This window comes from Hymenobacter qilianensis (assembly GCF_014638675.1).
GTDB classification, from domain to species: domain Bacteria; phylum Bacteroidota; class Bacteroidia; order Cytophagales; family Hymenobacteraceae; genus Hymenobacter; species Hymenobacter qilianensis.
In genome coordinates, this window is sequence record NZ_BMFN01000001.1 from 1439338 (window position 1) to 1463027 (window position 23690).

Genomic DNA, 23690 nt, shown 5'->3' on the forward strand with positions numbered 1-23690 from the left:
TACTAATACACCCACCTCATTTTGAAGATTCAGACAATTTCAGGAAGCTTTGAAGTAGATCGCATGGTTTGCCCTGCCACCCTATATTTAAGGTCACTCATCATAAAAAACCACCATGAAACCACCCCTTGTAAAGTAATAATCAGCATTTGCATTTAACCTAAAAACAGGAAATCATGAAGCACATTTTACTTATCATTTTATTAATTTTTTCTGCATTTCAAGCTAATGCACAACGATATGACTTAGGAGATCAAATTTCGCCTGATGCAGATAAATTAAAATTACTGGGAATTTCTTCTGAAACAAATGTATCTACTTACAAATATATCGGAACTATTAACGAGAATATGTTTGGAAGAAAAATCGGAGATATTATTGTTGGCGTTAAAAATGGAAGAGTCGTTACAACAATTTACAATATAATTCCGCTTTCAGGCGAAAAAGGTGTGCCTAAATCATTTGTTGACGCCGTTCAGAAGGCTTTGCCCTTCCCATTAGCATATAGGAATGGGGTTTATGGTGTAAACATTGATAATGAATCTATTGCTATTAGCAGAGTAAAAAATATGATGACATTTGACAAAGATAGAATCGTGCTTTATAACTCAATTAAGGCAAGTGTGCTTAGAGATTAACTGATTTAGCAGATAAATACCCTGCTAACTGGCCAACATTAGGCAAAAAATCTATGACTGCTCATTGGAATGAGATGCAGAAAGCAACCGAAGGCGAGTTGCTTCTAATCGCTCAATCTTTTCAAAAAACAATGGCAGATAAAACAGCCTCAACCGACTGGTAAGACTCTGGTCCTTGAGCCTGTTGGACTGCGTCGGGTAATTCGTCGGGCGGCATCTCAAAGCTATCCAATTGGCTTAGCTGCATGGCTCCTGGCAGTTGGCGGTCGGGGCGTAGCGTACCCCTATGTGTACACACTTAAATAATTTCCTTTTCCAAGGATAGGAGTCCGGCATCCGCTTGTGGCGTATTCATCGCCTTTTCAAATGCCGGTTTAGTCAGTTCCTCGGGGCTGAGTGCCTTCGCCAAGGCAGCCTCAAATGCGGTCATGTCGAAGGCAGTGGGAGCGGGTAACTGTTTTTCCGGGGTGAGTTGGGCAACTGGTGCTGGCAGAGGAATGCCCAATCGTTCAAAGGCTTCTTCACGAGAAAGGCCCATTTGCTTGAGGATTGCCACCTGCCCTTTGCCAACCAAATTAAAAGTGTTGAACTGGGTCTTTGAAAGCTGAATTACCATCCGCGTTAACTCTTCCACCTGTTTTACCAAGCCCTTCGTGACAGCGAAGTACTCTGCCGTCTGGGTTAGGGTATTTGCTGCAAGGGCGCCCGTGGCCGAAGCCAAGGCTGTCTCTGCAAATGAGCCACGCTGCATCCCGCCTCTTGGTCCTTTGAGTTTGGTAACCCGACCCAGTGTACCGGCTTTTTTCTTCTTGCAATGGGTAGTTCGGCAACTGGCGGAGCAGAAGCGCTGCGTGCCCCGCTTCATGGGGACAAAATCTTGATGGCAATAGGCACATGACTGCTCGTGCGTATTCTGTAATTTGGCCATTTGCGTTAGTTTGTAATGGAGTGTTGACGGAATTGCATGAGCAAAGCTAACCTATGACATTACCGTAAACTGGGTAAACTAGAATAAAAGTGTACTTGAAACCCTTCAGGGGTATCGATACCCCAATAATATAAACCTTATGTTGCTTACCTTTACGATAAGCCGGAAGGTTTGTAGTTGCCAGCTCAACCAACGGTAAAGCCCTGCGATAATCCTTAGAGGACGCGGGGCTTTTTTGTGAGACTACATTAGAACCGTTTTATTGAATTGAGGTCGCTTGGACGGAACCTGAATAGGTTCTCGGCAATCGGGCGAGGCCCCTGCTGACGTGGCCCCGCCCTATCGTCGGATCCACACCATGTGTTGACACCCAATGGTAGTGGTAATTTGTGCCGAATTACATTGGCCAACTCCAACATTACACTACTACATTTTAAAAAACATTTTAGAAAAGCTTGTGTCTCGATTAACTGATCTTATTGCAAACGCGAAGGGCAAAGACCCACAGTTGGGGGCTGACCTGGAACGCGAGTTCCGGGCGCTGTCATCCCGGCTTTCCTTTGGTCTAAACTTTGAGCGGCATAACCCCGAAGCCGTTGAATTACCTCGTCGCCCAGTGCGCAGGGGCGACAAAGTACATGTGCTGCCGCCGCGCGGCTCAACGGCCAAGGGCGACCAGCGTCTGTGGCTGGTGAAGGCCATCCACAAAACCAGCAAAATGGCTGAGCTGACATTACTGGGCGCGGCCGGGGGGGAGAGCCACACAGTAGCGCTCGACGACCTTGTGGTAGTTGCCGAATTCCGCGATACCATCTATCCCGGTCTTGTTCCCACTGGTAATGTTTCGCGTGGTGGTGACAAGCCATGGCATACGGTCATCAATGGCGAGAATTATCATGCTTTAAAAGCCTTGACCTGGACCCACCGGGGCAAAGTGGACGCTATCTACATTGATCCACCTTACAACACAGGCGCAAAGGACTGGAAATACAACAACGATTACGTCGAGGGCGACGATTTGTACCGGCATAGCAAGTGGTTGGCGTTCATGGAGCGGCGGTTGCTGCTAGCGAAGGAGTTGTTAAACCCGGCGGATTCTGTTCTGATTGCCACAATTGACGAAAAAGAATACCTACGGTTAGGGTTACTATTGGGGCAGGTATTTCTGGAAGCACGAATTACTATGGTCAGTTCGGCGATTAATACCGGAGGTGTACCTAGAAAAGGAAGCTTTTCGCGATCAACAGAATACTTGTTTTTTGTATTTCTAGGTGTTTGCAAACCGTTGCCACAGGCTCTTCCTGCGGACTGGAATCCAGTGCAGACAAAAAACAAGTTCATACTTCGTTGGCGCCTTATGCGGCGCGATGGCACGAATGCTCAAAGGGCGGATGGCCCTAATAGTTTCTATCCTATTTTCATCCGGAAATTGGATGATCATGCTGTTTTCCACAGTGTAGGAGATGCCTATTACGGTAGCGACCTATCGGAAATTGAGACACCCGATGGATGTGTCGCGTGTTGGCCCATACGAAAGGATGGTAGCTTTGGAACTTGGCAAAATGGGCCAGCTCGTCTAAAAGAATTGATAAAAAGTGGTTATGCCAAAATTGGACCTTGGCGAGGTAAGGATACTGCTCTCTACTATTTGAACCAAGGAGAGCGAAGTAAAGTTGAGCGCGGCCAATTTCCACTAATCGGCCAAAACCCGGATGGATCAATTATCACAGACATATCCGATCAACATATCATGTTTGTACCATCGGACTTATGGCGTATTCCTTCACATGACGCGGGCAATGGTGGTAGCCGACTTCTTACATCGATTATTCCTGGTCGTAAATTCCCGTTTCCTAAGTCGCTCTATGCTGTTGAGGATGCTTTACGCTTTTTTGTTACAAACAAACCTAATGCGGTTGTCCTTGACTTCTTCTCAGGCTCCGGCACTACCGCCCATGCAGTGAAGCGGCTTAACAAGCAGGATGGCGGTAGGCGTCAGTGTATAAGCATCACCAACAACGAAGTCGGCGCGGATGAGCAAACGACGCTGCGAGAAAAGGGCTTTAGACCCGGCGATGCTGAATGGGAACGGTGGGGCATTTGTGACTACATTACCAAGCCGCGCGTTGAGGCTATCATTACTGGCACGACGCCAGACGGCCAGCCCATCACGGGGGATTACAAGTTTACCGATGAATTCCCTATGTCCGATGGCTTTGAGGAAAATGCTGAATTCTTCACCCTGACGTACGAAACGCCGGTTGGTGTTAGCTATCAGACCTCATTCCCGCGCATTGCACCACTGCTGTGGCTGCGCGCAGGCAGTGTGGGTCGCCGCATCGAAGAACTGCCTGTAGCGGGCTGGGATGTCGCTGATGCTTATGGCCTACTAGTGGAGCTGGACAAGGCAACCGATTTTCTGAATGCCATTCGCAGGGCCGGAACGCCTCAGATCGCTTACATCGTAACTGACGACGAGCGGCGCTTTCAGGCGCTTGCGCGCCGCTTGCCTGAGGGCGTGGAGGCGATCCGCCTGTACGAGTCCTACTTGACCAATTTCGCATTCGAAAACGGAGACAACGCATGAAGTTTACACTCAAAGATTACCAAGATAAAGCTGTCCGCGATGTGCTTGTAAATCTGCAAATAGCGCGCGAGGACTGGCATGGCAGATACAAACGTAAAAATGCTTTTTCGCTGACTGCTGCCACCGGCGCGGGCAAGACGGTGATGGCTGCAGCGGTGTTCGAAGCACTGTTTCACGGCGATGACGGTTTTGACTTCGACCGCGACCCAGGCGCCGTTGTGCTCTGGTTTAGCGACGATCCCTCCTTGAATGAGCAAACGCGCTTCCGGCTATTGGAGGCGTCTGACCGCCTGCGGTACACGGACTTGGAAGTAGTCGCAAACACCTTTAATCGCTCTAAATTCAACCCCGGAAAAATCTATTTTCTGAACACGGGGAAACTGAGTAAGAACAGCCTTCTTGTTCGTGGTTCTGATGGTGATGAGGAATATGAAGGCACATTCCCCGAGATGCGGCCCGACCTGCGAAACCACACTATTTGGGAAACAATCCGCAACACCATCGAAGACCCGGCACTTACCCTATACTTGGTCCAGGATGAGGCGCATCGTGGCATTGGCAAGGAGAATAGCGAAAAATCCACCATTGTTAAGCGGCTTATCAACGGCGAGAAGGGCGTACCAGGTATCCCAGTTGTCTGGGGCATATCCGCTACGGTGGAACGTTTCAACAAGGCAATGGAAGGTGCACAGGGCCGCAGCACACTGCCTGCTGTGACCGTGGATACAAGCCTCGTGCAAGATTCCGGCTTGTTGAAAGACACTATTGTGCTGGACATTCCCGAGGAATCAACGGGTGATTTCGACACGGTGTTGGTGCGCCGTGCTGCAAACAAGTTGCGTCAATCCACAGAGGAATGGGCGGCTTATACAACTCAACAGGAAAACGGCGAAACCGTGCTTCCGCTGATGGTGCTACAGGTACCTAACACACCTAATTCCAATGAAATCGGCCGCGCGCTTCATACGATTTTTGAGCTATGGCGGGATTTACCGGAGACATCCGTTGCCCATGTGTTCGGTGAACACAAGACTCAGGCATTCGGCAAGTATTCAGTGCCTTACATCGAACCACAGCGCGTTCAGCATGACACTTCAATACGGATCCTCATTGCCAAGGATGCCATTAGCACCGGGTGGGACTGCCCTCGTGCCGAAGTGATGGTATCCTTCCGCCCGGCAAGTGACCGGACCTACATTGCTCAGATGCTGGGCCGCATGGTGCGCACACCACTCGCACGTCGCATCCCCGGCAACGACAGACTTAACAGCGTCGATTGTCTGCTTCCGAGGTTTGATAAGAAGACAGTTGCAGACGTCGTAAAGGCATTGAGTGAGGGTGGTGGAGATACACCGCCAACGGGGCGCATTCTCATGAACCCGAAGGAGATGAAGCCCAATCCTGACGTGCCGCAAATGGTGTGGAACAAATTCGTTTTGCTGCCTTCTCAAACCCGCCCACAGCGTGGCGCGAAACCGGCTATTCGTCTAACTGCGCTGGCCCATGAACTGGCTTCTGATGGTCTGCTACCTGGTGCAGGTGGCAAGGCTCACGCTGCCATGCATAAGATGCTAGACAATTTCATTGCTGAACGGGAGCAAGCGTTTACTGAAAAACGGGCAGCCGTAATGACAGTGGATGGGCGTACCATTATTTTCAGTATGCAAAGCCACCAGACTCGTCACGACCTATTCCAAGCCGACGCAGATGACGCTGTAGTCGGGGACGCTTACCGACACACCGCGCGCATCATCACCCCTGATATTGCTCGCACGTACACCATCGAAAGGGCGAAACGCAAACCGGAAGCTGCTGATGATTTCGATGATGCACTGATTGAGGCCCGTGAGGATGTCGCTGCTCTGCACCTCTTGGAGAACCTGCAAATCCTGTTCGACGCCGAAGCGAAAGCACTGTCCGATTCATGGTTTTCGGAATACCGCTGCCAAATCAAGGAACTGCCGCACGACCGGCAAGAGGCTTACCGGCAAATCGTCGCCCTCAGCACGGAGCCACAGGATGTAGATTTAGCACTGCCCGTATCGCGCGTCGAACAAACCAAGGTGCGCGAAGGCAATGGTTCGGAAACGGATGTTCCGACGTATCAGCAGCATTTACTGTGCGATGAGAAGGGTTTATATCCATCTGAATTAAAGTCTTGGGAGCAGGCTGTTTTGTCGAGCGAGATGAAGCGAAACGGCTTTAAATGCTGGTACCGAAATCCTGACCGCCCTAGCCAAGACTCATTAGGCATTGCCTATACAAATGGTAATGACACTAAAATAGTCAGACCAGATTTCATCTTCTTCGCGGAACAGGATGAAACGATTGTGGTCGATATAGTCGATCCACATGGTTTTCACCTTGCCGATGCACTACCAAAATTGCAAGGCTTGGCTCGTTACGCTGAAACGCATTCACAGTTTTACCGCCGTATCGAAGCGGTTGCAGAAGTTGAAGGAAATATGCGCGTACTGAATTTGACCAACCCCGATGTTCGCCGAGCAATAGTGGGGGCGACCAATGCAGAATCCATTTACAAGAGTGCTGTGGCAGGCAATTACTCATAAACTGTGCTTTATAGAAGTAGGAACAGCTCTACACTAGGCAGTATAGTAGCCAATGGATATAAACTGTCTTAGAAGTTAATCGTGCAAAAAGCAAAACGGCTGTTCGATAAGCTGACAAAACCGACAAAAGTGTTTTTGTCGGTTTTGTCAGCTTATCGAACAGCCATTTGGTAAATAATAATTTGTGGATTGGAGCTTACTACTTGCGCTTGATTCATGGTAGTACCGGCAGATTGCGGTCAGGAATCAGTTAGATTGAGCAGAAACGACTCTTTTTCCATTCGCCTGCGCTAGCCGATTAACTACTGCTGGTGCCACTCCCAACTTGCGAGCAGTGGCCCGCTGTCCCAAGCCGGCATCCAATTCTAGTTGGATACTAGCTACCAAGTCGGCCGGCAGGGATGGCCTACCCGATTTCTTCGTGCTGCGAGCCAACCCCGCCCGAACTCGTTCACCCAGTCTCACCCGCTCTTGCTTGGCAATGGCAGCGATGAAACCAATAATAGCTTCCCGGAACGGCCCGGTTGAGTCAAGAAATGGCTCGGTGAAGGACTTAAACTGGACACCAGCAGTGGTTAGCCTCTGCAAATGATTGAGTGTTTCAGTCACGCCCTCGCGGCTAAAGCGGTCGAGCGACCAGAACAGCACCACATCAAAGCGTCGCTGGTGAGCATCAACGAACAGTTGCTGGAATTGGGGCCGGTTGGCGGTACCACCGCTTTCCTGGTCGCAGTACTCCTTATATAATGTGAAGCCCAAGCGTTCAGCGAAGGCCCGTAGCTCGCGGAGTTGGTTTTCGTTGGTTTGGCCTTTGTCTTTAGTAGAGACGCGGGCGTAGATAGCAGCGGTCATTGTGTAGCAGTGGATCAAATACCTGCTTTAGGGAATAATTTGCGAAATGCCTCTTCGTTTTTAAAAAAGTTATTGATGTTTTTAGCTTCACTTATTGCTTTGAGTGGCACCAAATTATTCTCATTATCTCTTAGTTCCCACTCTCCTGCGTTCGATTTTCGCAAAAAAGCATGAGGCGATGAGGAGTAATTATTTAGTTCCATCGAGTCAAGTTTAAAGATGGGATCGCTCTTAGTCGGGCCACCATCCCCTTCGCGGTAAATGAGAGTAAGACGATTCTTAAGTCTATAATTTTGGTTAGCTAAGTCAGTGTCAGTAACATTCATTTTATGAATCTGTTGAGCTAAATCTGCTAAACTTTCAATGTGCTGGTAGCGGCCTTTTTCAAACCATACTACAACAGGTGTACTTGGCATAAGATTGAATGTTGGTGTTCGTAAAGCTACTGTTTTAGGGACAGTTAGCTGACCTCGCTTTTTGACGTTTGCAGAGTGAATTTTCAAGGCATTTTAGAGAGGGTTTTTGGAACACCTTACATGTGCGATTTATTAAGTCAGTTTAGTGTGCTCGGCTTTCTGGCCCTTTCAGAAAAATACTGGGGTTGGCTTCGTAAACCGTACTATGTGGTCGTCCTACCTCTGAAGCTGGTTGGGCATGTAGTTCACGTATCCAGCTGGCCTCAACCAGGTCTTCCAAGGCAGTTGCCACCGCTACCTTGTCGGTTAAGCCCTGCCAACCTTTGCGTTGAATATCGCGCGCAGTGAAATTCGCCTTTAAGTGGCCTTTACTTATGTGTTCCCCTAGCGTAGCAGCATTGCTACCGTTGGCACCATAGGCGTAAATGCGCCGGGCATGGGCCGCGAAATAGGCGCACCACTGCTCAGCCAATTCGGCGGCCCATTGACTAACGGGACCGGGTGCGGTGGCTCCGCTTACAATTTCAAGCAAGTGAAACAGCAAAGCCAAAGCTGGGAACAGCTTGCGGTATTTGGCCAAGTGCTGCACCAAAGCTGGGCTTTCATCGCTGCTTTCAAGCGCCAGTTGCCATTTGGTAAGCCAAGCCACGAACACTTCTTGAGCGGCTAGGTCGAAATGAAAAGCAGGAATAAGATCGCCAGGGCGTATAGTTGCCCCAGCCTTTATGGGGTCTAACGCATCAAGGCGGCGTAGCAATTCAGCAGCGTCGGCGTGGGCGGCGTGGTCGGGAACTACGTCTATGTATTTAAAAGGGCGAGGGTCAGGCCAAGTCAGTAACGAAAAACGCTGCGTCATGCCATCGTTTTCGCCGTTTTGCGTCTGCCTCAAGTAGTTGGCCAGTTTATCGGGCTGAATACCGCCCAGCAACGACAAACAGCAATTTTGCACATATGAGGAGCCGCGACCAATTCTATCGCTCCCGTAATCGCCGGTGCCGTTCCAAGCTTCTAGATAAAACTGCCGATCGGTTTCGCGGCCCTGCTTCTCCCAGGTTAGCAATAAGCCAGTCAACTCATCCCGAAAAACGAGTAGGCCCCGAGGATTATCGATCAACAACTCGACGAGTTTCTCTACAGTGCTATCATTGACTAAGTAGCGGCGGGCCACCGGGGCCGAGGTTGCTTCAAGATTAGCCAGTTGCGCTTGCAGACTCATCAAATCATCCTCAATCCCTTTGTCAGCGGCTCTAGTGAGCTTCTTTTTAATGGCCTCCTTACGGGCTTTGAGCACCTCAGCTTCCGCTTCGTGTGAGCGAATATTATCACGGTGTTCATTGCGGGCAACGCGGTCAAGCTCTTTGAGTGGGTAAAGCGCCGCGTTAAGCGTGGGAGTTTTCATTTTGGAAGGGTCGGCCACTATCGCCCCCCACAAATTTGGCACTTCCAGCCATCCCGTGTCGAGTTGTTTGGGCCGGATGCCACAGCGGTTGCCCACCACAGCCCCCATCATCACCATCCAGGCCACGGCAGGCCAATCGGGCGGGCATTGCAGACGGTGAGCCACATCACGCAGGGCGGGCCGCAGAGCGGGCGGAAATAAATTCTCATTAAACGCCGGCACTGGCCGAAGGCGTGGGGATAAGGCGGCTGGGGTTGGCCACTCCGCCTCGCTCGCTTTGGTTGAAGGTGGGCGAGGGCTTGCCGCCCGGCCATGGCTGTAGTCAGCCACTTTAGTGCCGTGGTCAGATACTTTTTCGCGATAAATACCGCTAACGGTCTTCATGATCCGGTCTTCGCCGTGGCCGTGCAATGCGGGGTGGGTCAGCGCCCAGGAAAGCATGTCTGTTTCCAGTACCCCACGCTCGTTGCAGAAAAGTGCCAGCGCGGCGAGCCAGTCGTTGCGGCCCTGGCTAGGCATGGGGCACGGTCCACGGCTAAATGTTTCAATGCACCAATCCAGCGTGTCATTCGGGGCCGATTGCCGCGGGGTGGGTACAGCATTGGGTCGAGCAAAACCGTTGGGCAGATGAGTTTTTGGGGTAGGCGTTGCCGCCCGCAAAGATTTGAGGTTGATTTTCATTGCCAGCTTTTTTTAAAAATAGAATTGGCTGTCAGGCTGCGGCCGAAGCATCGGGGGGCGGTGCAAGCCAAGCTGCCGGGTCGTGGGGCACGAAACAGGCGCGGGCGAGGTCCTTACCTGCTTCGTCTGGTACGAGGCCCAAGTGCGCATAATGGGCTTTCAAGTAGTCAGCATATCCCCGGAAATTACCCAAATGGTCGGCTTCCGGGTCAGTCCATACAATGGCTTTTAAGCCATCTCCGCTGGGACTGGTGAACAGCATAGCTAGCCCCGGTGCCAACAATTCATCTGCCATCAGGGCTGCCCAAGCTGCGTTCACATCGGGCAAGTGGTCGAAATCTAGCACCAACAGCCCCGAGAGGCTTTGCACCCCGGCATTTGCCCGGTGGCTGAAAACGCCAGCTGGGGTCACATAGTCGAGGGTTTTCTTGATTGCCTTCCGCGCTGTATCTACTGTTGCTTCCCGCAGGGCCTTGGTGCGAGTACTGTATCGAGGCGAAACTAACACCCCGTGTAATTCGGCTAGCGTAAGTGTCATTGAAGGGGTGGTATTGCCAATACCACCTCCTTCGTAAAAGCTAAACAGTCCGGTGACCCTGGGAGGGACTACTGGCCCGGCCGGTGGTGTCTTCATGCGTTGCTCTAACTTGGCGGGCGTGAGGGGAGGCAGCCGGAGGCGTTGCCTATCAATTGTGTAAACAAGTTGGCCGGCCGCCAGCACGTCATTCACAGTCGGTCCATCCCCAGCAGGGTACATTATTCGCAACGCTGTCGCCAATTCGGTCGGGGTAGGAGTGCTTTTGCCGGTTAAGGCAAGCGCGACCGCTAACTCGTCAGAGCTTAAGGGCGGTTTTGAATTAGGCAGCAGCTTATCCACGGGGACCCCCCTTGCCGGATTTAACGCTCCGCTGATGCCCGCTTAGTGCGGTCAACACATCGGCCTTTTTTATGTAGGTGCGACTGCCCAGCTTGTGGTATTTTAGCAAGCCACGTCGCTTCCAGTCGTGTACGGTCTGCACCGTTACGTCTAGCACTTGGGCTGCTTCACGCAAAGTCAGCAGTTCGTCGCCCAGCGCTGGGATAGCCCCGGTGGGCGCGACCGGCGGCGCATGATGGTTTAGCTCATGCCGGATTAAAGCACGGAAGTCTTCTAATAGCTGAGTGTAATCAACACCCACAGGGATAATAGCTGGCATCGGTTAGAAGCTGACGGAGAGGTGTGCAAGTCAGCGACGATGCGAAATAGGTCCGCCTAGGTATGGATAGACAAAGCCCGACGTGGGTTACGGGACTTAATTCGGGACTTTGGTTTGTAAAGACGGGCCTTCCTGTCGTTTTGCTAGCGCCTTTATAGCCTTCGATTTCCAAAGCTGACGAATAGGCCCATCACGGTCAGACCCAATTTTGCAGTTGTAATGGGCAGAAAAAGCTTCGTATAGTGTTGGAAGCGTTTTCTCTTTAGGTAAAATGCTAACCTCTTTTAACGCTATAATAAACCCGGCACAGGCAGCTTGGATGTTTTTATCCACTACCATAAATCTGCCCTTGGAACGCAACTCAATTTCTTCGGCTATCTCTTCTATAAAAGTCCAAGGATAAGCACCAATTGGTACGGAAGGTGAATGCTGTAAAACAGCATTTTCGCCAAGTGCAGCAAGCACAAGACCCAATGCTACTTTAGCATACCCTATTTTGAACCCCAGTGACTTTCTAAAGTCTTGAATAAAGTCAGATTCCAACTTATTGGGAGTTTTGAAGTCATCCAAGTTGAGCCAAGTAAGGCCAGGATGAAAATAAATAAAAGAATTTAAATTAATTATTGCATTTGGATAAGAAATTTCAGTAAAAAAGTCCTCTAATGGAAAATTAGCAAGCGCTTCTAAGCGGTGAGCCGCGACTCTAAGAGAAGCACTCACAGCAGTTTTCTGAATTTCTACTTCAAACATTCTGAGCAAGCCAAGAAGCCTTTCCTGTTCGTCCCAGTCGGGATGTAGCCCAATCTTCACTGGAATCTTAGATTCATCATCAACATCAAATTCGGAGTCAGGGCCATAATCAACATCGGCATATACTGTACCCAGCGCTTTGATAAACTGTTCAATTGCTGACTCACGTCTTAGCCTAATCCATGACTTTAGACGGTCTGCTGCCCACAGGCTCTTAACCAGCATTTGGTGTAGTTGCTCCGGTCTCGTTTCAAAGGGTAAATGTTGTGAAAGGACAGCAAATTGCCCTTCATCGTATAAAAATGGGATAGCTCGACGTAACAAAGTTTCTAGTGCGTTAAGCCATTTTTCTCGCTCTGGGGAGTTGAAATAGATGCGTTCGTAACGAATGGGCGGGGGTAATTCTCCAGGCGCGCCTTGCCAGTCGTGGTCTCCTAGAGCATAAACCCAAAATGATAAAGCTTCTAAGTCAGACTCATCTGCTACACTGGCCCAATTTATTGCTGGCAAGGGACTTTCATAGTCACGGTAAGAGGTTCCTGTATCCATTTAACAGACCCTTAATGCGTGCTCGGCATTTCGTGGAACTTCGCAAATTCCTCGGCTACCCGCTGGGGCGTCAAGTTCACATACCGCTGGAAGGACTTGTAAGACGTGTGCCCGGTTAGCTTCATCACAAATTCGGCGCTCATACCCTTGCCCAGGTTCAGGGTCACGAACGTGCGCCGGGCAGTGTGAACAGTCAGCTTTTCGTACTTGGGGCACGTTGTTACGTCGGCAATACCGCCCCGGTAGCGAATAACTTCGATGGGCGAATCAATGCCCGCCAACTGCCCCAGCTCTTTCAAAAAGCGATTCAGTACAGGGTTCGTTATCGGCTGGCTTTTAATGCTTGCCAATTCTCCCGCCAGCAATCTATTAACGATAGATAGGGCTGAGGTGCTCAAAGGTATGTTCACCACAGAGCGCGTTTTCTTTGCAGTTATGCGAAGCAGTGCCGGCATAGCAGCAGTAGCGGGCCGTAGGTGTTGAGGACGGATGCTCACCAAGTCGGAATACCGTAGGCCAGTGTAGCAAGCCAGCAGGAACCAGGCGCGGGCTTTGTCGAGGCGGGAGCCAGGGGCTAGGGGCAGATCTTCCAGGGCAGCTAATTCGGCAGCAGCCAATGCAATAACGTCCGGCTCCCGGCGTGCCCAGCTTACACGGTCAAGCGCGGTATTTTCAGTGTAACCCCGTTTGGCGGCCCATTTCATGAATGACTTTACCCGCCCTAGGTGTTTGTTTATTGTGTTGTCGGTCAGCTTGGCCACGTTCAGCAGATAAGCTGCCCATCGGTCTCCCACGGTGGTGGAGAGTGTATCAAAGTCTACAGCGTATCCAGTCGAATCAGCAAACTCCCGTAAGTGCCGGCCAGCTGTAGCGTGCGCTTGCGCTGTCCGAACTGTGCCGGCGTCACGTGTGTAAGTAACCCATTCCTCATACCGTTGCCAGAACATTCCGCCAAGAGCGATTGGGGCAGCAATGGGTTCTTCGGCTCGGGCTGGTGCGGCAGCTTCACGAAGGGTGGCAGCAGTTGGCAACATCCCAGCCGCAAGGTGCTCGGCATAGACTAGCTGGAGCCGCTCCGCAATAGCAATCAGTGCATCATTGAGGTGTCCATTCAGTTCATTGCCTTTGCCTCGGACTTGCGCCCGCTGGTCCGCTTTAACCCATTTACTAGGGTGAAGACTTTGCCCAGTATAGACCTTGATCCGGGTACGCCGGTCAATGGTGAGTAGGGCATAAATGGCCGTAGGGCGGTCTGCCCCCGGCTCTTTCAAGTGAAAGGATACGGTTGCCATAGAAAGTGTGTGTAGTTGCCGTATCAAATATAGGGTGTGTACCCCATTCGGGGTACACGTAGGGGTACACACTTCTTGATTTTAACACTATTTAGACATACTCAAACAGATATCATGAACGATAAATATGCCTTATTGGAATTTTAAGGCCACTTTTACGGTCGTTTGTAGTATGTATAAAAATGCAGGTTGCATTCCTGTCCCCGCTACCTAAAAAGGCCTTTCCATAACGGAAAGGCCTTTTCTTTTTATCAGGGCACCTGACTATACATATTCCCTTGCTTCCAACTCTTGGCTGAGGCGCTCTACTGCATGTACCTGAGCGTAATGCAAAGCCTGAGACTAGCGCATTTACTCCTACCGCAAGCCAATTTTAAGCGTACAGGATTCAGTGCCACTTAAACATCAGGGCTACTTCGACTAGTCTTATAGTCTTACAGCCAAACGCCCCTGTAAACTCCAGACATTAGGCTGTATACACCACTGACCGTCTCTCGGGCGCATACTCGTGAGCCTCCAGATGAACCAGTACCTGATCCATTGTTAGCTCCCCGCGCACGAAGGCCTCAAGCAGCAGCTGATGATAAGGACCCGGAGTGAGAAAAGCACAGGAAGGGAAATGGAATGCTAACGAGACCGCCAAGCGATGCGCTTGATGGGAACTCAGGGTGGAAGTAGAACGCATGATCAGTCCAGTATTATTACGGAATACAAAGATCGATAATACGTACTTTTCCCGCAAGCTGAACCAAGCAGGTATTTATACGGGCAAACGCATTCCATCACTGCCGATGGATCCGCCCCCTTGCAATAACAACGTGTACATAATTTGAGGTGTAAAAGGCTTCTCTCGAGGCCCGTGAGTAATAATGTCGAGTACAGACGCGCTGATGAGAGTCTGTTAAGTATTTCTACTTATAACAACGAAATATCGGGCCAAAGTCATTAGCGCAGGGGTTTATCCTTGAGCTCACGAGTTCAGATTTTCTAATCTGCTTGCTGCCGCAATGCTCTCAAACCGTGCAGCTTGGAACGACTGCGGTACTCAAAGCCATGAAGCATTAAAGTATCGTGAGGTAGCTGCGCAGTAGTTTGAGTTGTACAAAAGCTGCGACAAATACGCAGCCCAAGATTCAAGGTAAATCACACACAGAATTAGCCTGTAAGGCCTAGCCGACACTTTTATCTCCGCCGTATAACCTCATGAGTGCTGCTCGAAGCGGCCCCGGTTTTTCTCCCACCAGAACCAACTCATGCAGGTATACCACGAAATTCTGCCGCGTACGTATCGACTTGTCTTGGTACAAGACCTAGAGCGGGAACCTGCGCTGCCGCTCTTGCAGGAGGCACTCCGACGAGCGGCTCGCAGCGGAAAACGCCTGGTTTGGATTGATTGCCGCTTGCCTCGGCTGGATATGGCAACATTGCGCCTGCTTGCGCACTACCGGAAGCGACTGCGAGCCATGGGGATACGGTTTCGCATTAAGCATGCTCCAGCTACCAATGTGCCATCCTAAGCCATAGAAGCAGAGTTTTCGGGTAGGACGCCTCATAAACAGCCACGGGAAAGCAGATGGCTGAGATCCTGTCCTAATCTCCTGCTACTTAAAAACAGGTAACAGCAGTTTTTGGCGGCTTCAAAAGGTCCCAGTTCACACCTGCTGTCTGCGCTTAGGTGAGCACCTAGTATAATTTTTAACTGCAGATTATGCCCCTTCATCCCGAATTAGAAAAGAAGCTTAACAAGACGTTTGAGCCCTCCACCAGCATCCACGATGTGTTCAAAGATTATGATATCACCTTTGTGACCAACCAGCACGGTGAACCCGTGACGTTATTTTTTGGTAAGCGCCGACCTGACGGCCTCATTGCCGGTGAGCGCTACACGCGCACAATCAAGCGGGAAGGTGATGGTATGACGGTAAAATCCAGCCACTGGGACTTACGCGGCAAGATTATGCGCTAAGAAATATGTAGGCTTAGTCACAAATTTTCTTGCTTGCTTTCAAACGCGAGAACGTTTACATGTATATTTAGTAAAGATCTTCTAACGCTCCTTCCGGCTTGTGCCAGATTGAATGTTGGACAAAGGGGCCCGCGCACCCCACTAGCTTGCGCCACCTCCATACCCCTGCTTTTACAGGTTATTGGTGTCTTATCTAATGTTAAGTGTCTATGAGCCAATTGTTCTACTCTAATTTTTATGTTACGCATTTCCTCGTTTTTGAGGCACTGTATCTGTGCTGTCGGCTTTTTTGTAGTGGCCACTGTTAGTGGGGGGCTTTTTTATTTGAATTTTATCGCCACCAGCCGGACGCTTGCTACTCAGGCTGCTGGTCCCGCTGGGGGGCTTTTTTCCAGCCAGGAAGCATCTGCCAAGCCTAGTGCGGGTGGGCTGGCTAACGGACCCGCCGCCGGACTTGCTCAAAGTGCAGTTTCGCGGGCTGCTCCGGCTACCGACGAACTTGCGGCCGTGCTGGCTGATGTGCAGCGCCGCGCCTACTTTCTGTATCAATCCAGTGAGCACTCAGCTGCCACTATCGCCGATAATCCTGATCAGGGGCTAATTTCTACCCTGGGCGCTGCGGCCTATACCGTGGCCGTTTCCGCCGACCGCGCCAAGGCTTCCCGGGCGTGGCAGCTAAGCTTAAAGCTGCGCGGCATCGGGCGAGGCGATAAGCTGAAGTTTTTGCCGGAAGACACTTCCACCGGTACCACCTGCCAGGAAAATAAGGCGGCATATGCCCACGGCGCAGCCTTCGCCGTCGATTATGAGAACTCGCCGGCAGGGTTGCGTCAGAACTATACCTTGTTTCAGCGGCCGGCTGGCCGGTCCGGTCCGGTGCAGGTGCAGTTGGCTCTGCATACCAATCTGCAAGTAGCAGGGCACGCGGATGGGCAGGCATTGAGCTTGCGTGAGGCCGGCAAAGAAGTGCTTCGCTATGCGGGCCTACGCGCCTGGGACGCAACCGGGCGGGTACTAGCGTCGCGAATGCAGCTCAGCGCCGATGAAAAAACAGTAGCGCTGGTCGTGGATGATGCGCGCGCCACCTATCCGCTCGTTATTGATCCGCTTATCACTACCCCCATCACCATTGCTGAGCCTGGCCCGAAGAAGCGAACCACCTTCGGCCATCGCATAGCGGGAGCCGGCGATGTAAACGGAGATGGCTACGACGATGTACTCATTGCTGCCAGCGACACTGCTAACAATTCAGGTGTTATATACAAAAGCCGGGCGTACCTCTATTATGGCAGCAAAAACGGATTGGTTACTGCCAATCCTACGGTCTTAGTTGCCCCTGCAAATACGCGCGCCTTTGGTCAGAATATGGCGGGAGCAGGAGATATTGATAACGATGGGTACGACGATGTATTGATAAGCGCTGAAAGCATCAGTAGTGGGTCAAGACGGGTATACTTCTACCGAGGCTCCGGCACTGGCCTTGTCACCGAAGATCCTACCTTGCTGGCTTCCCCCGGTAGCAATAGCGGCGATTATTTTGGTAACAGTGTGGCGGGCGTCGGCGATATCGATGGCGACAGCTACAACGATGTAATGGTTGGCGCTTTTGGTAATAATAACTACCAAGGGCGAGCTTACTTGTATCGGGGTACTAGCTTAGGAATAAACACTACTCCTGTCATCATCGCCAACCCAGTCAACACAGGTGAAGATTGGTTTGGCGTCAGCGTAGCAGGGGCTGGCGATGTGAACAAGGATGGCTATGCTGATGTGGTGATTGGGGCTCAGGGCGCCAATAATAATCGGGGGCGTGCTTACGTGTACCACGGCTCTAACGCTGGACTAGTCACCCCACCCACCATACTAAATGAGCCTCATGGGGTGAGGCTCAGCCAGTTTGGTGTAAGTGTATGTGGAGTAGGAGACGTAAATGGAGACGGCTATTCCGATATTTTGGTAGGAATCATAGCCGGTCTGGGTGGCACCCCGAACCGTGCTTACTTCTATAACGGTGGCCCTGCCGGAATCAACACGACCCATGTAACGCTCGATGACCCCATGGCAAAGCCGGGGAGCTTTTTTGGGCTGGACATTGCCAGCGCTGGGGATGTGGATAAGGATGGGTATGCTGATGTACTGATTGGAGCCTATGGTTCTGATGGGAATAAGGGCAGAGCGTATCTCTATCATGGGTCCAGTTCTGGGCTGTATACCACGAGCCCCATCATATTGAAGACACCGGAAAGCACAACGACTGCCTTTCTATTTGGGAGTGTAGTAGCCGGGGTCGGGGACATCGATGGGGATGGGGACGACGATATAATGATCGGCGACCCATACGCAAACAACCGGCAAGGCCAGGTCTATCTTTACCAGGGTTCCAGTGTTGTCCCCTTACCAGTTGAGCTAGTAAGCTTTACGGCCGTAGCCAGCGGCTCCTCTACGGTGAGTTTAACCTGGACTACGGCCTCAGAAAAGGACAACGCCAGCTTTACGGTGGAGCGCAGCACTGGGGGGCAAATTTTTGCCGCCATCGCCAAGCTGAATGGCGCTGGCACGAGCACTGCCTCGCACCGCTATACTTTCCGCGATGACAACCTGCCGCCCGGAGCGGCGGTGCTCTATTACCGCCTCCGCCAAACCGACCTCGACGGCACGGTGAATTATTCGCCTGTGCGGGCCCTAAAACGACCCAAAGTTGTACCTGGCTTCGACGTGTATCCTACCGTGGTTGTGGCCGGGCGGGCGTACTACCGCTATACCGGGCCAACTGTTGCGGCCACCCTCAGTATAGTTAACCAAAGCGGCCAGGTGGTTCGCACGCAGACGGTAAAAGACGCGGCAGAGGGCGACTTGGCTCTGGCTGGCTTACCGGGGGGCATTTATGTGGTGCGCTACCACACCCCCGACGGCCATTTCCAGAGCCGATGCGTGATACAGTAGACGAGAGCCGGCAGGTTTAAATCTCCAGCTTAAAATAATTTCCCTTGCCCTTCAAAGATGACTGCCGGATCACCAGGTCGCCGGAGATGACGAAGGTGCGGGGCTGGAAGTTCTCCTTCATCCGCATTTGCTCGAGAAAGAGCCGCGCCGCCTGCTGCCCGATACGATAAGGGTGTAGATCAACGGTCGTCAGGCCGGGCTCTATCATCGAAGCCATAAACTCGTCGCCGAACCCTACCACCGCCATATCGTCTGGCACCCGCAGGCCGCGCTTTTTGAGGGCGACCAGCAAATCAAACGCATTGGTGTAGTTAATAGCAAAAATGGCGTCGGGAGGCTCGGGTAGAGCCAGCCACGCGTCTAAGGCTGCTACGGCTTCCTCGGGCTGAAACTCTATGTGCACCTCGTACTCCGGGCGCAGGGGCATTTGGTTGCGTTTGAGGGCATGCTGGTAGCCCGCTAAACGATTACGGCTGATCAGCAAAGACTCAGGCCCCGCCAGGATTGCAATACGTTGCGCGCCCTGCTCAATCAGGTGTTCGGTCACGTTGAAAGCGCCATTCCAGTCATCCAGAATCACTTTGGCGCTGTCCACCTCGTTGCTCACCCGATCAAAATGCACCACCGGAATTCCGCGGCAGGCCAGCGGCTTCACGTGGTCGAAGTTCTGGGTTTCGCGGGAGTGGCAAATCAGCAGCCCGTCTACGCGGCTGGCGATAAGTGCCTGTACATTGCTGACTTCTACATCATACGACTCCTTCGACTGACAGATCATGACGCGGTAGCCCGCCTCCGTCACTACCTGCTGAATACCACTGATAGCCGTAGCGAAAAATGGTCGCTCAATGTCAGGAATAACAACGCCAATGGTCTTGGTTTCGCTGCTTTTAAGGCTCTGAGCCAGCAAATTAGGCTGATAGTCCAGTTGCCGGGCCACGTCAATAATTGCCTGCCGGGTATTTGAGTTGATGTCGGAGTGGCCATTGAGCGCCCGCGACACCGTGGAGGGCGCTACGCCCAACACTTTTGCCACGTCGCTGATCGTGGTTTGGTGCCGTTTGCGCTCCGGCGCCGGAAGAGCCTTATTATCCGTGAAGTGATAGTCGCAGGCTTTGCAGAAGAACCGTTGGCGGCCCCGAATGAAGCCTGCCCGCATCACCGCATCGGCGGAGGTGCACTTTGTGCATTTCATCATAATATGAATAGTATTATTTCTAAATGCCTAAGCGGTAGTGGAAAAGCACTAAGAAATATCCTCCTTGATTATTCGAAGATAATCTAAAATTATTTTTTGTATAGATGAGTTTTAAGAATACCTATCGAAACCGTTTCCGGTAACGTTTCCGGTATTTTTATTTAGAAATCAGCCAGTTAGGCCATGTTTTTTTTTGCTTTCGGTTCCAATTGTTATTCTATCTTCGAGAGCAAGTTACTCTAAATAGCTTGTTGCGGCTTTTTCGGCAAAGCCTCCGATACAAACCGTAGAGCTTAAAGTTAATTGGACTTTTATAATACAAAGCGCCTATGTTGCACACCATGCGCTGGTTCGGACCCCATGATCCGGTTTCTCTTCACTCACTCCGCCAGGCCGGATGTAGCGGCGTAGTTACGGCCCTGCACCAGCTGCCCGTGGGAGCGGTGTGGCCAATGGAAGAAATTCGGGCGCGCCAGCAGCTGATTGAGACTGATGATGGCCAGTATTCGGCCTTGCATTGGGCAGTAGTAGAAAGCCTGCCCGTGCACGAGGACATCAAGAAAGGCTTGCCTACGCGGACTCAGTACATAGAGAACTATAAGGAGTCGTTGCGCAATCTGGCTGCTTGTGGCATTCAGACGGTGTGCTACAACTTCATGCCAGTGCTGGACTGGTCGCGTACCAACCTGAACTATCAGATGCCCGACGGCTCGCGGGCGCTACGCTTTGTGTGGCAGGATTTCGCCGTTTTCGACCTGTGCATTTTGAAGCGTCCCGGTGCCGAAAACGATTACGACTCAACAGTGGCAGCCGCGGCCCGCACTCAGTTTGAAGCTATGTCGCCGGCCGAGCTGCAAACGTTATCGGATACGGTGCTGCTTGGGTTGCCCGGCTCGGAGGAAGCTTTTCAGCTAACCCAATTTCAAGGTTTGTTGGATCAGTACGCCAATATCGGCGCCGCTGAGCTACGCGAAAACCTGTATTACTTTCTGCGGGCAGTAGGCCCAACGGCTGAAGAAGTAGGGGTTAATCTGTGCATTCACCCCGACGATCCGCCGTTTCCGCTCATGGGTTTGCCGCGCGTGGTAAGCACCGAAGCCGACCTCACTGGCTTGCTGCAGGCGTATGATTCGCCCGCCAATGGCCTGACCTTCTGCACGGGCTCGCTGGGCGTTCGGCCCGATAACGACCTGGCCGGCATGGCCCGCCGATTTGCCCCCCGCATTCACTTTATCCACCTCCGGGCCACCAAGCGCGAAGAAAACCCGCGCAACTTCCACGAGGCCGATCATCTCACTGGCGACGTGGATATGTACGCGGTGGTGAAGGAGCTGGTGCGCGAGGAGCTGCGCCGCGCCCGCACGGGCGAAGGCAACGCAAGCATTCCTATGCGCCCCGACCACGGCCACCAGATGCTCGACGACTTGGAAAAACGCACTTATCCCGGCTACTCGGCCATTGGCCGCCTGCGCGGACTAGCCGAGCTGCGCGGACTGGAGCTGGGTATTCGCCGGAGCATGCAGGAAACCGAAAAAAGCCCCCCAATCCACACCAACGCCGATTCTCTCGCTTCCCACTTCAATTAATTCTTTTCAATTGCCCTTCCCACCTATGGTATTTCGCTTTCTCCTCCTGCTTGTAGTTCTATGCGTTGGCTCCCTTCAACAGGGCCTTGCCGACGATGGCTACCGCTTGTGGCTGAAGTACGACCAGCTGCCAGATGCGCGCTTACGCAAGGCCTGGCAGGCGCAGGCCAAGGGCATTACAGTAGAAAATGGAGCCTCGCCTACTTTACAAACGGCCGCCCACGAGCTGCAACTCGGGCTGCAAGGTTTGTTGGGCCGCCCGGTGTCGGTGGGAGCATCGGGCGGTAAGGGGCGAATCCGCTTGCAAGTAGCCGCCGACCCCACGCTGGGCAAGGAAGGCTACAAAATATCGGAGCAAAATGGCGGACTAGTCGTAACTGGCCCCACCGACGCGGCCGTACTCTACGGCTGTTTCGCCCTGCTTCGCCACGTGCAAACCGGGCAAATGCCCCCCACGGCGGCCCTGACCAGTCAGCCGCGCGTTCAGTACCGCATGCTTAATCATTGGGACAACCCCAATGGTACCGTGGAGCGCGGCTACGCGGGTTCTTCCATCTGGAAATGGCTAGAGCTGCCCGAGGTCATTGACCCTCGCTACAAGGACTATGCCCGCGCCAATGCTTCTATTGGCATCAATGGCATCGTAGTCAACAACGTGAATGCCAGCGCCCGCTACCTCACGCCCGAGTACTTGCGGAAGGTGGCGGCCGTGGCCGATGTCATGCGGCCCTACGGCATCCGGGTGTATCTGTCGGTGATGTGGGCGGCTCCCAAGCTCATTGGGGGGCTTTCTACCTCCGATCCGCTTGACCCCAAAGTGCGGCAGTGGTGGAAGGCCCGCACGGATGAAATCTACAAGACCATTCCCGACTTCGGTGGCTTTCTGGTAAAAGCCAACTCCGAAGGCGAGCCCGGCCCCCAGGACTACGGCCGCAACCACGCCGACGGCGCCAACATGCTTGCCGAGTCATTGGGCCAGCACGACGGCATCGTAATGTGGCGCGCCTTCGTGTACAAAGCCAACTCCAAAGGCGACCGGTTTAAGGAAGCGTACGAGGAGTTTAAGCCGCTCGACGGCAAATTTGCCCCGAAGGTGCTGGTGCAGGTGAAAAACGGCCCGATTGACTTCCAATCGCGCGAGCCGTTTCACCCGCTGTTTGGCGCCATGCCCCGCACCCCGCTCGTGCTGGAAGTGCAGCTTACCCAGGAGTATCTGGGCTTTGCTACTCACCTCGTGTACCTGGGCCCGCTTATCAAAGAATGCCTGGAGTCGGACACGTATTCCCAAGGCAAAGGCTCGACGGTGGCCAAAGTGATTGATGGCACCCTGGAAAAGCACAGCATCAGCGGCATTGCCGGCGTGGCCAACATCGGCTCCGACCGCAACTGGACCGGCCACCCCGTAGGCCAGGCCAACTGGTACGCTTTCGGGCGGCTGGCTTGGGACCACACACTGAAGTCGGATGCCGTTGCCGAGGAATGGACCAAGATGACGCTCACCCGCGAGCCTCAGGCCGTGAATACCATTGCGCAGGTGCTCAATCAGTCGCGCAACATCTATGTGCGCTACACCACGCCACTGGGTTTGCACCACATTATGGGTCAAAGCATCCACTACGGCCCCGAGCCCTGGCTGGAGAAAAGCGCCCGCCCCGACTGGACCTCCGTGTATTACCACAAAGCCGACTCCATTGGTCTGGGCTTCGACCGCACTGCCAAAGGCTCCAATGCCCTCAGCTTGTATTCCCCCCAGGTGCGCCAGCTTTGGGGCAATCCGGCCACTTGCCCCCCCGACTATCTGCTTTGGTTTCACCACGTTCCCTGGGGGCAGCGGCTAAGTACCGGCAACACTCTGTGGGATGAACTGACCACCCGCTACTACTCTGGGGCCGACTCCGTGCTCTGGATGCAGCAGCAGTGGGAGCAGGTAAAGCCCAAGGTCGACCCCGAGCAGCACACCGATATAGCCTCCCGCCTGCGCATTCAGCACCGCGAGGCCCTATGGTGGCGCGATGCCTGCGTGCTCTACTTCCAGACCTACGCAAAGCGACCGATTCCGCCTTCGCTAACGCCCCCCACGCGCCCCTTGGCCGAAATCAAAGAACTGGTCGACATCTATCAACTGCGCTAATTATCCCGCAT

17 protein-coding genes are annotated in these 23690 nt (G+C 52.5%); 7 read left to right on the forward strand and 10 right to left on the reverse strand.

What is annotated here, in order from left to right:
- Nucleotides 1-176 precede the first annotated feature (176 nt).
- Nucleotides 177-638, forward strand: coding sequence for a hypothetical protein (locus IEW06_RS06225; protein WP_187733434.1), 462 nt, complete (start codon nt 177-179; stop codon nt 636-638).
- A gap of 298 nt (nt 639-936) precedes the next feature.
- Here the strand turns inward: IEW06_RS06225 and IEW06_RS06230 are convergent, their stop codons facing one another.
- Nucleotides 937-1566 carry a YidB family protein gene (locus tag IEW06_RS06230; protein ID WP_187733433.1) on the reverse strand — a complete coding sequence of 210 codons (630 nt, stop codon included), beginning with the start codon at nt 1564-1566 and terminating at the stop codon, nt 937-939.
- 373 nt (nt 1567-1939) lie between these two features.
- Between IEW06_RS06230 and IEW06_RS06235 the strand changes: the two genes are divergently transcribed.
- Complete coding sequence (locus tag IEW06_RS06235; protein ID WP_229743056.1) at nt 1940-4153, forward strand: site-specific DNA-methyltransferase; 2214 nt, start codon at nt 1940-1942, stop codon at nt 4151-4153.
- The gene (locus IEW06_RS06240; protein ID WP_187733432.1) at nt 4150-6723 is read left to right on the forward strand and encodes a DEAD/DEAH box helicase; all 2574 of its coding nucleotides are present in this window, start codon (nt 4150-4152) and stop codon (nt 6721-6723) included. The genes IEW06_RS06235 and IEW06_RS06240 overlap by 4 nt, the downstream gene beginning before the upstream one ends.
- Before the next feature lie 246 nt (nt 6724-6969).
- Here IEW06_RS06240 and IEW06_RS06245 read toward each other — a convergent pair whose 3' ends face one another.
- From IEW06_RS06245 to IEW06_RS06280, 8 genes are all read right to left on the reverse strand, one after another.
- Nucleotides 6970-7575, reverse strand: a complete 606-nt coding sequence (locus tag IEW06_RS06245) for a recombinase family protein (RefSeq protein WP_187733431.1) — start codon at nt 7573-7575, stop codon at nt 6970-6972.
- A 14-nt stretch (nt 7576-7589) separates the two neighbouring features.
- Nucleotides 7590-8078, reverse strand: coding sequence for a hypothetical protein (locus IEW06_RS06250; protein WP_187733430.1), 489 nt, complete (start codon nt 8076-8078; stop codon nt 7590-7592).
- Between the two features lie 55 nt (nt 8079-8133).
- Nucleotides 8134-10071: a YfjI family protein gene (locus tag IEW06_RS06255; protein ID WP_187733429.1), complete on the reverse strand. Its 1938-nt coding sequence runs from the start codon at nt 10069-10071 to the stop codon at nt 8134-8136.
- Nucleotides 10072-10102: 31 nt separating this feature from the next.
- A complete protein-coding gene (locus tag IEW06_RS06260) occupies nt 10103-10609 on the reverse strand; it encodes a BT4734/BF3469 family protein (RefSeq protein ID WP_188547705.1) in 507 nt (168 codons plus the stop codon).
- 331 nt (nt 10610-10940) lie between these two features.
- Nucleotides 10941-11267: a helix-turn-helix domain-containing protein gene (locus tag IEW06_RS06265; RefSeq protein ID WP_187733427.1), complete on the reverse strand. Its 327-nt coding sequence runs from the start codon at nt 11265-11267 to the stop codon at nt 10941-10943.
- Between the two features lie 96 nt (nt 11268-11363).
- A complete protein-coding gene (locus IEW06_RS06270) occupies nt 11364-12566 on the reverse strand; it encodes a hypothetical protein (protein WP_187733426.1) in 1203 nt (400 codons plus the stop codon).
- 11 nt (nt 12567-12577) lie between these two features.
- On the reverse strand, nt 12578-13858 hold the full coding sequence (locus tag IEW06_RS06275) for a tyrosine-type recombinase/integrase (RefSeq protein ID WP_187733425.1): 1281 nt from the start codon (nt 13856-13858) through the stop codon (nt 12578-12580).
- A gap of 466 nt (nt 13859-14324) precedes the next feature.
- Nucleotides 14325-14543, reverse strand: coding sequence for a hypothetical protein (locus IEW06_RS06280; RefSeq protein ID WP_188547707.1), 219 nt, complete (start codon nt 14541-14543; stop codon nt 14325-14327).
- Nucleotides 14544-15566: 1023 nt separating this feature from the next.
- On the opposite strand from IEW06_RS06280, the gene IEW06_RS06285 reads away from it, so the two are divergent.
- The gene (locus tag IEW06_RS06285) at nt 15567-15824 is read left to right on the forward strand and encodes a hypothetical protein (protein ID WP_187733424.1); all 258 of its coding nucleotides are present in this window, start codon (nt 15567-15569) and stop codon (nt 15822-15824) included.
- 237 nt (nt 15825-16061) lie between these two features.
- A complete protein-coding gene (locus IEW06_RS06290) occupies nt 16062-18767 on the forward strand; it encodes an FG-GAP-like repeat-containing protein (protein WP_188547709.1) in 2706 nt (901 codons plus the stop codon).
- A gap of 16 nt (nt 18768-18783) precedes the next feature.
- On the opposite strand, the gene IEW06_RS06295 is transcribed toward IEW06_RS06290, so the two are convergent.
- Complete coding sequence (locus IEW06_RS06295; RefSeq protein WP_187733421.1) at nt 18784-19962, reverse strand: LacI family DNA-binding transcriptional regulator; 1179 nt, start codon at nt 19960-19962, stop codon at nt 18784-18786.
- Nucleotides 19963-20291: 329 nt separating this feature from the next.
- Between IEW06_RS06295 and uxuA the strand changes: the two genes are divergently transcribed.
- Nucleotides 20292-21548 (forward strand): mannonate dehydratase, encoded by a 1257-nt coding sequence (gene uxuA / locus IEW06_RS06300; RefSeq protein ID WP_223284762.1) that lies wholly within the window; start codon nt 20292-20294, stop codon nt 21546-21548.
- 25 nt (nt 21549-21573) lie between these two features.
- A complete protein-coding gene (locus tag IEW06_RS06305) occupies nt 21574-23679 on the forward strand; it encodes an alpha-glucuronidase family glycosyl hydrolase (protein WP_188547711.1) in 2106 nt (701 codons plus the stop codon).
- Nucleotides 23680-23690 lie beyond the last annotated feature (11 nt).